Origin of the sequence: Jeotgalibacillus proteolyticus (assembly GCF_002926065.1) — a bacterium.
Lineage (GTDB): Bacteria > Bacillota > Bacilli > Bacillales > Jeotgalibacillaceae > Jeotgalibacillus > Jeotgalibacillus proteolyticus.
The window spans coordinates 289,255-302,772 of the sequence record NZ_PREZ01000006.1; the positions used below are offsets into that span (position 1 = coordinate 289,255).

Annotated in this window: 15 protein-coding genes; 4 read left to right on the plus strand and 11 right to left on the minus strand. The window is 43.5% G+C overall.

Features of this window, described 5'->3' with window-relative positions:
* Position 1: 1 nt before the first annotated feature.
* The 4 genes from C4B60_RS16875 to C4B60_RS16890 form a co-directional block, all read right to left on the minus strand.
* On the minus strand, positions 2-373 hold the full coding sequence (locus C4B60_RS16875; protein WP_104059190.1) for a hypothetical protein: 372 nt from the start codon (positions 371-373) through the stop codon (positions 2-4).
* A complete protein-coding gene (locus tag C4B60_RS16880; RefSeq protein WP_104059191.1) occupies positions 370-675 on the minus strand; it encodes an antibiotic biosynthesis monooxygenase family protein in 306 nt (101 codons plus the stop codon). The genes C4B60_RS16875 and C4B60_RS16880 overlap by 4 nt, the downstream gene beginning before the upstream one ends.
* A 439-nt stretch (positions 676-1,114) precedes the next feature.
* The gene (locus C4B60_RS16885) at positions 1,115-1,309 is read right to left on the minus strand and encodes a CxxH/CxxC protein (RefSeq protein WP_245154029.1); all 195 of its coding nucleotides are present in this window, start codon (positions 1,307-1,309) and stop codon (positions 1,115-1,117) included.
* 171 nt (positions 1,310-1,480) lie between these two features.
* Positions 1,481-2,704 (minus strand): S1C family serine protease, encoded by a 1,224-nt coding sequence (locus C4B60_RS16890; protein WP_104059193.1) that lies wholly within the window; start codon positions 2,702-2,704, stop codon positions 1,481-1,483.
* A 148-nt stretch (positions 2,705-2,852) separates the two neighbouring features.
* On the opposite strand from C4B60_RS16890, the gene C4B60_RS16895 reads away from it, so the two are divergent.
* Positions 2,853-3,314: a GNAT family N-acetyltransferase gene (locus C4B60_RS16895; RefSeq protein ID WP_104059194.1), complete on the plus strand. Its 462-nt coding sequence runs from the start codon at positions 2,853-2,855 to the stop codon at positions 3,312-3,314.
* A 101-nt stretch (positions 3,315-3,415) separates the two neighbouring features.
* The gene (locus tag C4B60_RS16900; protein WP_425331175.1) at positions 3,416-4,378 is read left to right on the plus strand and encodes a glutaminase; all 963 of its coding nucleotides are present in this window, start codon (positions 3,416-3,418) and stop codon (positions 4,376-4,378) included.
* Positions 4,379-4,414: 36 nt separating this feature from the next.
* On the opposite strand, the gene C4B60_RS16905 is transcribed toward C4B60_RS16900, so the two are convergent.
* The gene (locus tag C4B60_RS16905) at positions 4,415-5,014 is read right to left on the minus strand and encodes a peroxiredoxin family protein (protein WP_104059195.1); all 600 of its coding nucleotides are present in this window, start codon (positions 5,012-5,014) and stop codon (positions 4,415-4,417) included.
* 217 nt (positions 5,015-5,231) lie between these two features.
* On the opposite strand from C4B60_RS16905, the gene C4B60_RS16910 reads away from it, so the two are divergent.
* Together C4B60_RS16910 and C4B60_RS16915 are read left to right on the plus strand one after the other, a co-directional pair.
* Positions 5,232-5,435, plus strand: a complete 204-nt coding sequence (locus C4B60_RS16910) for a hypothetical protein (RefSeq protein ID WP_104059196.1) — start codon at positions 5,232-5,234, stop codon at positions 5,433-5,435.
* Between the two features lie 15 nt (positions 5,436-5,450).
* Positions 5,451-5,633 (plus strand): hypothetical protein, encoded by a 183-nt coding sequence (locus C4B60_RS16915; RefSeq protein ID WP_104059197.1) that lies wholly within the window; start codon positions 5,451-5,453, stop codon positions 5,631-5,633.
* Between the two features lie 245 nt (positions 5,634-5,878).
* On the opposite strand, the gene C4B60_RS16920 is transcribed toward C4B60_RS16915, so the two are convergent.
* The 6 genes from C4B60_RS16920 to C4B60_RS16945 form a co-directional block, all read right to left on the minus strand.
* Entirely contained in the window at positions 5,879-6,673 is a 795-nt protein-coding gene (locus C4B60_RS16920) for an MBL fold metallo-hydrolase (RefSeq protein ID WP_104059198.1), read from the minus strand.
* 5 nt (positions 6,674-6,678) lie between these two features.
* Positions 6,679-7,524 carry a two-component system regulatory protein YycI gene (locus C4B60_RS16925; RefSeq protein WP_167578690.1) on the minus strand — a complete coding sequence of 282 codons (846 nt, stop codon included), beginning with the start codon at positions 7,522-7,524 and terminating at the stop codon, positions 6,679-6,681.
* Positions 7,511-8,839, minus strand: coding sequence for a YycH family regulatory protein (locus C4B60_RS16930; RefSeq protein ID WP_167578691.1), 1,329 nt, complete (start codon positions 8,837-8,839; stop codon positions 7,511-7,513). The genes C4B60_RS16925 and C4B60_RS16930 overlap by 14 nt, the downstream gene beginning before the upstream one ends.
* A complete protein-coding gene (walK, locus tag C4B60_RS16935; protein ID WP_104059201.1) occupies positions 8,836-10,686 on the minus strand; it encodes a cell wall metabolism sensor histidine kinase WalK in 1,851 nt (616 codons plus the stop codon). The genes C4B60_RS16930 and walK overlap by 4 nt, the downstream gene beginning before the upstream one ends.
* Before the next feature lie 5 nt (positions 10,687-10,691).
* Complete coding sequence (gene yycF, locus C4B60_RS16940; RefSeq protein ID WP_104059202.1) at positions 10,692-11,402, minus strand: response regulator YycF; 711 nt, start codon at positions 11,400-11,402, stop codon at positions 10,692-10,694.
* 334 nt (positions 11,403-11,736) lie between these two features.
* A complete protein-coding gene (locus C4B60_RS16945) occupies positions 11,737-13,131 on the minus strand; it encodes a peptidoglycan DD-metalloendopeptidase family protein (protein ID WP_167578692.1) in 1,395 nt (464 codons plus the stop codon).
* Between the last annotated feature and the right edge of the window lie 387 nt (positions 13,132-13,518).

Genomic DNA, 13,518 nt, shown 5'->3' on the forward strand with positions numbered 1-13,518 from the left:
ATTAGTCAGCTCCTTTAACGGCCTGAGATTGAAGTGCACCAATAGCCTCGTTTAAATAAACCTCGTACGTTTTTACTGTGTCGGCATCCAGTGTATCTGTTTCATTGATTACCTGATGAATGATCTGAAAATTATCGATTAAATGCTGCTCATTCATGCCGTGCTTTGATAGTATTCCATTTAACCAAAGCGCATAATCAGTAAAAAAAGCAGCTTGCTGTAATGCATACGCAGATTGAAGCTGCTTGAAATGATGAATATTATCCTCATAACATTTTCGTTTTCCCTTTTCACCAAAACGCTCCATCAAAGAGGGCTCGCGCTCATAAATAAGATCGGTTGCGAGCTTTGCTTCATGCTCAAACGAATTCATTGGGCAACCACCTTAAATTGCGTCACCTTTGGCACAATAGAGGCCAGCTCCTGATCCGGGTACTTCTTTTCAAGCTCATGGATTCTCTTAAAATCCTCGCTTCTCACCCAGTTCAAATAATCCTTTTTTGTTTCAAAAAATAGCTGTACCGTAATCTCTCCAGCTCTCTTATCATTTTGCAAAAGAAGAAAGTCTTTAAATCCGGGAGCGTTATCCACAGATCTTGAGCGGTTTTTATAGATTTCAATTACCTGATCAGACTTATCCTCAGGTACATCGAAGGTTGAAAACACCGTGTACATTCACTAATCTCCTTTCGCGTAGACCATTCAATTTTTCCATTTTCCAACTCTATTTCTAATTATACTATTAATAAGCAATTCAAAAAAGCAATTATCTAACAGATTTAGAGTAATTCTAGTAACGTCACTCTTATTAACACTATAGAGGTATTGTACAGGGTTCTTTTATGATGCACAAAAAAGAACTCCTCCAATTCTGGTTATTTATGTTACATTTTAATAACATGTGGATAACTAAATTAGAAAATGAGAAAATTTCTTCACTACTTTTTTCCGAGCGGATGTTCATATAAGCGCGTGGTTATAGTATTTATGGTTTATTTTTTTCCAAATGCTCCAGATTTTATTTCGGGACTGAAAAGTTATTCAATAATTATAAACAGGTTATCCCCAAAAGTTATACACATATCCACAATTTCTATCCACATGTCGTATGGGATCAAACGTTCTCCACAAGATATGCTGCTTCGTTTCGACAATATTCACAGTGTGTGGACAATTGTTTTAAGTTATCCACTGTGTGTAACGCAGGAAATGTTTCCTCTTCATCCACAAAAATATCCATTGCAAGCTCCACATGCTCCTTGCAGCAATAAATCTTCATATTTTCCCGCTCCTTCATTTTTTTCTTCATATAGTTTAGCATAGAATGATTTTTGAAGTTTTTTAGAGTCGAATCCCTTGAATTTGTGAGCGAACCAAATGCGCCTCCTCCACACCAACAAATCAAAAAACAGGAACCCCAACACTCAGGGTTCCTGCTTTTTTAGGCTTAGAAAAGTTTACATCTATATGAACTTACCTTCTACAGCTGCGCATCGTCTGTGAGGGTAAGAGTGAATTCCTGCATTTCCCCGTTACGGTAGGCTTTAACCTGCATTTCATCTCCAACTGATTTTTCCGTGTAGAGATGCTGGCGGAGTTCGATCGTATTGTTGATCTTTTCTCCATCCATCTCGACAATCACGTCCATGTCCTGAAGTCCTGCTGCTGATGCGGCAGAGTTTGGCACAACACGCTCAATCACGACACCTGTTGTTACTTCTTCCGGAAGATTCAGCTGCTGCTGCTGATGAACAGCAGGGACGTTGGCAAGGTCAACTAATGTAACCCCCATTGTCGGGCGTTTTACTTCTCCAGATGACTCAAGGTCCTCAATGACCGGGATCGCCATGTCGATTGGGATCGCAAGTCCAATTCCTTCTACTGAGGACTGGGCAATTTTCATGGAGTTGATGCCGACAAGCTGGCCTTGAATGTTAACAAGCGCTCCTCCGCTGTTTCCTGGATTAATGGCGGCGTCTGTTTGAATAACCTCAGCCTGCCAATCTGGTGCTCCATCCTGGTTTACATCCACCGGAATGGTCCGTTCAACCCCTGATACTACACCCGTTGTAACAGAGCCTGAAAACTGAAGGCCAAGCGGATTTCCGATTGCGATAAGCGGCTCACCTGGTTTAAGAGCTTTTGAATCGCCGAATTCAGCAACGGTTTCAATTTTTTCCCCGCTTACCTGAAGCACCGCTAAATCTGTCCAGATGTCACTGCCAAGAATTTCTGCTTCAAGCTTCGTGCCGTCAGCAAGGGTTACCTCTACCTGCTGGGCTCCGTCAATAACGTGATGATTGGTGACAATATAAGCATTGTCTCCCTCTTTTTTATAAATGACACCCGAGCCTGTTCCCGCTTCTGCAGGTTCTTCCTGGGGTTCGCCAAACATTCCCCCGCGGCCCGATTGGATGTTGGTTATGCCTACTACTGCATCTCCTGCTGTTTCAACAGCTGATGTCACATCCGAGCTCACATCATAGGAGATCGGCTGGGCCGTCTGCTGATTGGCCGTATTGTTCGTATCAAGAAGACCATTATTAGACGGGCTTGCCGTGTAGTCTCCAATCAACGGCAGAGCAAGCACCACTAAAAGAGCTCCAACGATTAAACCGGCTAAGCTTGAAATAAAGTAGCCTGCCTTACTTCCGCTTTTTTGCTTTGATTTGCGTTCCTGGTAATCGTTATCGTAATAGCCCATATTCTTCCTTCCTTTCCTAGTGGCTTTTCTATATGCTTTACTATAAAAACAAAACATGAAAATCAGATGAAAAAGAGTTTAAATTTAAAAGAAATTTTAAAAATAGTTTAATGAAGGCTTAAAAAACAATGCAGAAGAGGTGTTCCTTTTGAAGATTACTCAAACCTTTGATACCACATTAATGACGAAATTAAACAAGACCGTGCAGGACGAGCACGTACGACTTTATCCGGAGGTCTTTAACGAATATGATTTCTCTTCCGTACATGAAGCGCTTGTGCAGATTCTCAAGTCCGGAACGCATGAGGTCTACCTGGCAGAAGAGGACGGCGAGCCCGCTGGATATGTCTGGTTTGAACGCATTGAAAAGCCGGCAAACGCCTTTAAAAAAGAATACCGAGCGTTATATATCCATCAAATCAGTGTTCTGCCCTCCAGTCAGCACAAGGGATGCGGCACCCGTTTGATGGAAAAGGTCGAGGAGCGCGCCAGCGAACTTGGCATTCAGCGAATTGAACTCGATTATTGGAGCGATAATAAGTCAGCCAAACGCTTTTATGAAAAACAAGGTTTCACTGTCTTTAGAGAGGTTGTACAAAAATTCGTATAACATACGCTAAAAAGGGCGTAAAAACCGCATTCTTTGACAAACAAATGCCTAAACCGCCATGATAGAGAAAGCAAAGACAACGAGAGAAGGAGGCATGTGAAATGAGAATGCAGGAGGTAGTGGATCAGCTGGAGATTTGGGTAGAGGAAAACCGCTCTCATACCATTCTCGGCGAAACAGCAAAGTATATTCCGGCCCTGGCAGAACAGGATCCAAGCCAGCTTGGTATTTGCATTATGGACTACGACGGGGATACGTATAGTGTGGGCGATACTAATGTAAATTTTACACTTCAGAGCGTTTCAAAAATTATCAGCTTTGTTGCCTTATGTCATTTTAAAGGATTGGATTTTGTTTTGGACAAGGTGGATGTGGAGCCGACCGGCGAATCGTTTAACTCCATAATTCCATTTGAAATTCACCGTCCCGGCAAGCCCTTTAATCCTTTGATTAATGCAGGTGCCATTACGGTCGCTTCCATGCTTCCGGGGGACACGGTTGAGGAAAAATTTGACCGCTTCCTATTATTTGTCGAAGGGATGATCGGCCATAATCTTGAGCTTGATGACGAGGTGTACCAGTCTGAATGGAAGACCGCCCACCGAAACCGGGCACTTGCGTACTATTTGAAGGAATCAAATCTCCTCGACCTGGATGTGGAGGAAGCACTCGAGATTTACATCCGGCTTTGTTCGATTTCAATCAACCTGAAGGATCTCGCTAAAATCGGTCTCGTTATTGCCCACGACGGTTTTGATCCGGTTGAAGAACAGCAGATTTTCAGCAGTGACGTTGCCCGGATTGCCAAGGTTTTGATGGTTACGTGCGGCATGTATAATTCATCTGGTAAATTTGCTGCCCATGTCGGCATTCCTGCGAAAAGCGGCGTTTCAGGCGGCATTATGGCTTCTGTCCCACCTAAATGGCATTCGGAAGAAAAAGCATTTCGAAAAGGCTGTGGCATCGCCGTCTTTGGCCCAGCTATTGATGCGAACGGCAACAGCGCAGCAGGCACAATGCTGCTTCGGCAAATTTCAACTGAATGGGATTTCAGTATCTTTTAACAAAAAAGGACCAGCGCCTCCTTGGCTCTGGTCCTTTTATTCTGTTTCCTCCATCAGTTCAATCATCATTTCCTGATTCATCGGCCCCATCAGCTTTTTCGTTATGATGCCTTCTTCATTTAAAATATAGGTTGTCGGAATCGTAAACGCGTAAAACTGATCGCCAAGGCTTCCCGATTCGTCCAGTAATACAGGAAAGGTCAGCTCGTAATCCTCAACAAAGCTTCTTACCCGGTCTGCCCCGTTGTCTCTTGTCGTTAAATTAACAGCGAGAATTTCTGTATTCTGATCCTCTGCATTTTCCTCATAATATTTTTGCATATGAGGCATTTCCTCAATACAAGGCGGACACCAGGTAGCCCAAAAATTTAAAATGACTTTTTTTCCCTCGTAATCGCTCAAGGATACCGTCTCACCATCAGCGGTCGTCGTTTCAAAATCAGGAGCCCGCTGCCCTTCCTTTAACACGCCATCAGAAGGAACGACCTGCGCCTGATCGTTTTGAGACGGCTTCACCTCATAAGTCAGCTGGCGTGCCTGCTCAGCTTCCCATGTATTTTTATCTTCTATTACATTAAGTATTAATATCGTTACAAGTCCCCCTACTAATAAAAGGGCTGCAATTTGCTTATACATTATATGACTCCTTTCGGATAGTCCCTCACTCCTCCTATCCTTCCTCTATCATAAACGTTTTAGAACCAAATCCATTTAAAAAATGCTTCTTTTCACAAAGGTGTTGGAATTTCGCATCTGAAAAAACAATGGAATTTTTAATATAAATATGGAAGAATAATGATATAGTAATGAGACAGACGAATAAAATTATTCGTGGAAAATATGGAGGCGAGCGATGAAAAATAATAAATTAGCCTTTTTTGTTTCTTTATTTGCGTTAATTGGTTTCCCCATAATTTTTCTCATCCTATCACTGGCTACCGGGCAGTGGGGATATTTGGGCTGGAGTCTTATTTCGTCGCTTACGGCAGGGTTAACTGGTTTGTTTGCATCGCTTTATCACATTAAAAAGGATGGAGAAAGCACAGATTTGATTTAAAAGGTGGCGCTGCACATGTCCAGAAAGACGATTGGAACGGCGATTGTCCTGTTCGCAGCCATCACCATGATCTTTAATGTATCCATGCTTCAATCCCACGACTACTATCACACCATCAGAAAAATCACCTATGCTCTATTCATCGTCGGAATCCTTCTTACCCCCACTTACTCAAAGACTGTTAAAACTGAAGGATGAATTTTTACCAATTTTAAAAGGAGTAAAGCACTTCAAACATTCACTGTTTAAAGTACTTTACTCCTTTTTATAATCCAGCTGATTGTAGCGGAGGGCGGAGACGCCAGAGGGATGAAGCGGGAGCTGAGATCCACTTACGCAGCAAGTTAGCTCATCTCCCGCCCCCCGGAAAGCGTCCCCCTGCAGCGTAAATCAACCTTTGTTAAGGGAATTCACTTCTGACATGTTACGCTAATGCCACCGAACTAAATCGCAAACAGCTCCGTGGGCTTCTTCGCATCCGTATCAAAAAGATCAAACTGCTCGCCAATCACATGGCCGCAGCCCTCAAGCGTCTGGCTCACACTCATTCTCGCTAAATCCTTCATATTATTATCAAGAGATAAATGGGCAAGATAAATTCGTTTCGTATTATCCTTCACCACATCATTCATCGCAAGCGCAGCATCCTCATTCGATACATGCCCCACATCGCTCAAAATTCTCCGTTTAATATTCCACGGGTAGCGTCCCATACGGAGCATCCCCACATCATGGTTGCTTTCAAACACATACACATCCGCGCCTTCAATAATCCCCTTCATCCGGTCGCTCACATAGCCGGTATCGGTCATCAGCACAAGCTTCTTGCCATTGTGGTGAAACACATAAAACATCGGCTCTGCGGCATCGTGTGAGACACCGAACGATTCAATATCAAGATCGCCGAAGGTTTTAACTGATTCCATTGGAAAATGAAACTTTTGCTCTGGATCAATCTTTCCAATCATCGGTTCCATGGCTGTCCATGTTTTTTCATTTGCATAGATTGGCAGATTGTAGCGGCGGGCTACAATGCCAAGTCCTTTTATGTGATCACTATGCTCATGCGTCACCAGCAGGCCGCTCAGGTTTTTCATCGACCGTCCCACCTGCTCAAACAAAAGCTCCATCTGCTTTCCGCTAAGGCCGGCATCTACCAGAAAGGAATGCTTCTCTGTTTCAACATAAATCGCATTTCCTGTGCTTCCGCTTGCGAGCACACTCATGTGCATCGTCATAGTCTTCACTCCACTGTTTCTTCGATTTCTTCTAGCTGTTCAAATTCAAGACTTTCTAGATCAATTTCTATTAGACTTGGGTTAACCGCATTAATATAAAGACTTTCCTGGTCTCCATCCTCCTGCTCAAAAACCATTCTCCATGTAGGCGTCAGCACTTGCGTTTCAGCCGCGGTTTCATTTAACTGGATAAACGTGTAGTAGCCCAGCTCATAATCCACAACGGTTGAATTAGGTTCAATCGCATTCCTTCTGTAGAACCCTTCAAGAGCCTGTCTTGGATTAATCAGGTTCTGATCCTCCGCAAATTCTTCAATGGAGGTAAGCATCGTTTGTTCATAGGAGATCACCTGATCCTGATCATTTAAATGAACAACCATTCTGCCGGTAATATTATGGTAGATTGGCATATCTTCAAAATGCTGATAATAAATCAGGCGATCCTCTTCCTCTTCGTACGACCAAAGCCGGTACTGTTCGCCGCCCATGACGTATTCATCTATATATTCCCTAAGCTCATCCGGAGAAGAAGGATCCTCCAGATCAATAGGCGTGTTAAGCTGTGAATCCAGTACAATATCATATTTAACACTCGCTGTTTGTCCTTCAAGCTCATTAATATCTGTATTTGAAAAACGATGGACTCTCGCATTTAAATACGGATGAGGCTCTGAAGTAGTTGGCAGATTTGAGTAAGTAATATTATCCTCAGCCATGCGCTGGTCAATCGTCAATTCCGGCAGTTCATCGAGCTGCATGCTTTGATATTTTTTCAAAAACAGGGTGAATAAGAAAATATTCAGGATGAAAAACACCACAATAAAGATGGTTTTCGTTTTACTCCAATCCAACAGGATCCCCCCCATCTATTGGAACCCGTTTCCAATTTCCATTGTAAAGGTAAAACCACATTGGTTCAAGTGTATAGAAATCGTTGCTGGAATCCTTTGAAATATAGTAACCGACTGTTACATCCTGCAGGAGGTCAGGCTCGAAGGAGTCGCTGCTCTCCAATGTCTCAATCACATCATACCCTGTCATTAATAAAGTGGTCTGAGTCGTTGAAGGCACTTCAAAATGAAGGCTTAATAGCGAACGATCGTATTTAAAAATCCGGGTATCGCCCCACTTTTGGTCCATTTGTGCAAGATGAGGCACGCCTCTGTCATTAAAGACAGGCAGCCCTTCCACGTGAAGTCTATACGTTACCTCCTGGACCGATGGATCAAGCCGGTATAAATAGTAGTTGTCTGTCCAGCCTGCGTGGTCATTGACAAAACGTCTGCTTTTTTGAAGAAGCTCTGAAGGCCCTCCGGCAGTCGTAAACTCAGCTGCACTCGGATTAACGTAGTTTAATGTATTGGTGGAACTGTCTATCCGCATAAGGCTCGATTGGTGCAGATACTGATCCTCCGTCGAGTTTAGAGAATTGACCGATACCGCATTTGGATCTGAAAATAAGGCATCTCTAAATTGCTGCGGGGAAATTGAGTTCATATAGTATTTATACTGAACCACCTCTGTTGTCCCCTGCGGCAGGTAAAGAGTTTTCTCAGATCCTGCTGAGTAAGGGAAATAGCTTGCATACTCTTCCTCTGCTTTCGATACAATCTTGTCGTTTAAAGGAGGAAGCTCATCCAGATCGACTCTCGCTTCATATACCTGCTTTGTATCGTACGAAATAAAGTACACCGGAAAGGTAACGTCACCCTCCTGCGGCAATTGGATCACTACACGATCGAAAACATCATCCGGGATCTGACTCGTTTCAAAATCAAATACATTCTGATAGGCAGAAAACGGGATGGAGGTCGGAAAAATAATCTCCACACGGTTTTGCCCATGAGTGAGGTCCTTTATGTCACTATCGCTTAGAGCAGCATTATAACGCAGGCTAAAAAAGGTCCAATCATACATCGTTGAAAGAAGCTCGTCGATTTCACTTTCACTTGACGTTCCCCGAACATTTTCCGTGCCGTGCACCAAAAATTGACTCGGTTTGATCAGCTCGCTGTTTGTCCGTTCATCAGCGATCGACACATCCACAGTAGGAGCCGTTTCGATTGTGTCATAGGTTGGCTGGAAGGTCCATACATTCCAGGTCAAAACTCCGCTCAGCACCACCAGCAGTGTCAGTAATATTGATTTAAATCCTTCTATATTCATGACCATTCATCCTCATTTGTCGGATCATAAGGAAGGGTGAAATAAATGGTTGTTCCTCTTCCTTCCACGCTTGACGCCCATATGCGTCCGCCGTGTGCCGTAATCATTTCCTTCGCAATCGCAAGTCCAAGGCCTGTACCGCCAAGCTGTCTTGTACGGGCTTTGTCCACTCTGTAAAAACGCTCAAAAATGTTTTTAACATTCTCGCGCGGTATGCCCATACCCTGATCTGCCACACTGACAACAATCTCTTTTTCTTTCTTTTCCACCTTAAATCGGACGAGTCCGCCCTCCGGTGAATATTTAAGCGCATTTGAAATAATATTATCCAGTACCTGAGTCATTTTATCTGTATCAATTTCAACATACAGCAATTCCTTCGGCAGCTTGGTTTTAAAGGTCACATTTTGAGAGCGGCTCATTTCAAAGCGGTCGATAATACGCTGATAGAAATCAATAAAGTTTACCCAGTCTTTATTCAGACGATAGTCCTTGCTGTCCATTTTAGAAAGCTGAAGAAGATCGTTGACAAGACGGATCATCCGCTCGGTTTCTGTTTGGGTGACATTTAGGAATTGCGGTGCAATGTCCTTGTCCTCCCAGGCCCCTTCAGCCAGCGCCTCCAAATAACTTCGCATCGTTGTAAGCGGCGTTCTCAGCTCATGCGATACATTCGCCACAAATTCACGCCGTTCTGCATCAATTTTTTCCTGCTCAGTAATATCATGCAAAACAGTAATCAAGCCGTTCACAAACCCGGTCTCCTTTTGAATAATGGAGAAATTTGCTCTTAGGATGTATGGCCGTGCCGGTGTGCCGAAATTCAGAATAAGCGAGTCCTGCTGGTTAAGAAGATCCTCTAACGTGTATTCGCCTTCGATGCCAAGCACTTCAGTGATGGATTGGGAAAGTACTGTTTCACGTGAAACATTCAGCATGCCGGCAGCCGGGTCGTTAATTAAGATAACCCGTCCTCTCCGGTCTGTCGCAATAACTCCATCGGTCATATAGGAAAGAACAGAAGAAAGCTTCCTTCGTTCACCTTCAGTTGTTGCCTGGGCTTCCTGAAGACGCTTCGTCAGATTATTAAAGGTGGTGGCAAGCTGCCCAATTTCATCATTGCCATATACCTTAACCTTACGCGAGAAGTTCCCTTTTGCCATCGCCAGTGCCTGTTTACGCATATCGGAAATCGGCCGGGTAATCGTTTGCGCGAGCAGGACGCCCAAAATAGCCGTAATTACAAGCGAAATAGCCGTCCCTCCAGCCAGGATGCTGTTAATATCATCCATTTGAGAGTAAACATTTTCGATTCTGGATACGATATAGATCGTTCCGATGACTTCTCCATTTGAAATAAGAGGGGAAGTCAGCACCCATATACGCCCGTGATCAGGGTCGACATAGGTCTGATTTAAATCCTCCTCCAGGGTTTCCCCTTCTTCAAGTGTCTGCTGAACAAGTGAATTGGTCATTCGTTGTCCGACAATCGGCTGGCTGCTTCCTTCAGAGGACCACGCCCCAATAATTCTGCTTCTGGCGTCAATTACCTGGACTTCACTGATATCCTCAGAATCAAGCCCGCTCAGCAAAGCACCGATTGTATCCTGAAGAAGCGGATCCTCCTCGGTTCTGGTTCCCTCAATATCAGTGACAATCGCCTCTGTCACACTATATTCTAAGGGACTGAGGCGATCTACAATCGATTCTTTAAAGTTATTTACAAGAGTCTCTTCAAGCTCACGCACAAAATAAACGCCGATGATCTGCATGGCAAGCGCGATAAGCAATACATAAATTAAAACGAACTTAAGGTGAATTGACCTGAAAAAACCAACCTTCCTCATTTACATTACTCCTGATCCGGATTTTTTAAATAATACCCCACTCCGCGACGTGTAACGATCCATGCAGGGTGGCTCGGATTATCTTCAATTTTTTCACGCAGACGGCGAACTGTTACGTCAACCGTACGGACATCACCGTAATAATCATATCCCCAAACGGTCTGAAGCAAATGCTCACGGGTCATGACCTGACCGATATGCTTGGATAAATAATGAAGTAGCTCAAACTCACGGTGTGTCAGCTCAATCGTTTCCCCTCGTTTTGATACCATATAGGCATCCGGGTGAATTGTAAGCGCACCAACTGTGATTTCATTTGTTTCATTTTCTTCCTCAAGCTGGCCTTTTAATGCCTGGTGGCGTCTAAGATTGGCTTTTACACGCGCTACAAGCTCACGTGTGCTGAAGGGCTTTGTCACATAATCGTCTGCCCCAAGTTCAAGCCCTAGAACCTTATCAATCTCAGAATCCTTTGCTGTCAGCATGATGATCGGCATTTCATACGTTTTACGAACCTCACGGCAAACCTCCATGCCATCCCGGCTCGGAAGCATGATATCTAGCAGGATAAGATCCGGCTTCACTTCGTCTACCTTCGCAAGGGCTTCGTCTCCATCATATGCACAATGAACCTCATAGCCTTCTTTTTTCAAATTGAACTGAAGAATATCTGCAATTGGCTTTTCATCGTCTACTACTAAAATCTTTTTATCCATATCACTGATCTCCTTTTATCTATCATCTTTTATTTCACTTTTCATCCGATATTGCATGTTCATGTCAAAACAATTAGAGACACGTATATAGTTAATGTACCATGTTACAACGCATAATTCACTTATTAGAAAAAAAGCAATGCTTATTATCGATATTTCCTGAGAAATAATTTTGAAAAAGCCTGATAGAAAAATGAGGCTGAGACAACTAGTAGTCTCAACCTCGTTCGTCCGGTTCACAGCTCTTCAGGTAACCCTTGCCTCTGGGCGGGGGCTTGCCTCCGTGCTCCTCACGTTTCTAACATATTCGTTATCTCCAAGACTCTCATGTGGTTTATAGATAGTCCATCGGGTTTTCAAGTTCTCCATTCAAATGCACCTCAAAGTGCAAGTGAACACCGGTTGAAAAACCAGTATTTCCCATAACTCCTAAGGACTCTCCCTGTTTAACCGTTTGGCCAGGCGTTACATGGATCTTATCGAGGTGGGCATAGGTCGTGCGAAGCCCATTATTATGATCAATGACTACCTTATTTCCATAGTCGCCCTCATAGGCAGCAGAGATTACTGTCCCATTGTCTGCTGCTTTGATCGTTAAATCATCAGCGCCGGCAATATCGATGCCTTTATGGAAGCTGCCCCACCTTGGTCCCTGATGACTTGAGATCTTTCCGCCATTAGCCGGCCATATAAATGAGCCAGCCCCCTTAGAAGGAATTTCCTTTGTTCCCTCTATTATTACCTCGTTGACCGGCATCTTGCTAATCTCTGCATCGGCTGTTTTTTTAGCCGTCTCTTTGCCGTCAGTTTCTTCGGTTTGAAGAGTGAGAACCCGCTCTCCCTCTTTCCCTTTTTGCTTCACGCTTGTTTCACCGATTGGCATGGTATCGTCTTCAACCACTTCTTCTTTAAAATCAATGCTTTCTTTTACTCTTGTTTCTTTTTTAACATGAACCTTTACCCCTTCTTTTTGAACGGTGACTGCTACTTCACTGCCAGGCTTAAGTTCGCCATCCGTTAAAGAAGGGTTTAATTGTTCAAATTCTTCTTGGTCCATATCGTATTTTTCAATGATCTTTTCAACGGTGTCTTCTTCAGAAGCCTTATGAACGGTCTCACTTTTCAGACCTTTAAGCATAATCTTTGCTGCTTTTTCAGGCGAAACTAATTTATCAGGGGAAACCGCTTCTTCCTTCGGCTCTTCAAAGCCCTCCACTTCGATCTCAGTAATTCTTGTTTCATCTACCTTCAAATCGGGTAGCGAAGAAGAGTCCTGCTTTTCGTATTGGTCCAGTTCTTCTTTTGGTATAGCACTTTCCTTAATCAGGCGGAGAGCTTCCTTCGCTTCCTTCTCTCCTGCCACATGGGCTGCTGTCTGTCCGTTCAGCTTAAGGGTCTTCGCTTCTGTCTGAAACGCAGCAGAGGCCTGTAATTCCTTTAACACGCCGTCATCATTTGTACTAGGATTAAACACCTGCTCAGGTATCGTAACAATTTCATCCTTTAAAGAGAGCAAGGAAGTAAGCTCAAATTCTTCTGTCAGCTTGTCTTTTTGGGCGTCCACCCATCCCTTAACCGACTCTTCCTCCGATACTGCTCCTACATACTGGTCCCCGGAATACACATGATACAGCGTACTAAGGTCATTTTTCGCTTTTGTATCCGCAAGGACTGTTCCTCCCACCAGAATGGATAGCATTGTCGCCGCTCCGATTATGACCTGAAACACTCTAGTTGAAAATCTATTAGACTTTATTGCCTCTTTTTTAAATGGATTACTGCTTTTCATTTGCTGCTCCCTTCACATTCCCTCGAGAATAAAAAAATAGAACCCTAAAAATAGCGTCCGTTTTTACACCCAACAAATGTACCATATGAAAAAATGAAAGAAACCCTTTCAGGGCAACTGTAAAGGAACTGTAGTATTCCATAGAAATGATGGAAACGCAGGAAATTTGAAGCATCATTTTTTCTCCTATAAAGGACTATTGGAGGAATATATATCCGCTTTTTCCATAAAAAAAAGATACACCACTAGCGCAGCGTATCTTGATGGCTTTGGACGGAATCGAACCGCCGACACATGGATTTTCAGTCCATTGCTCTACCAACTGAG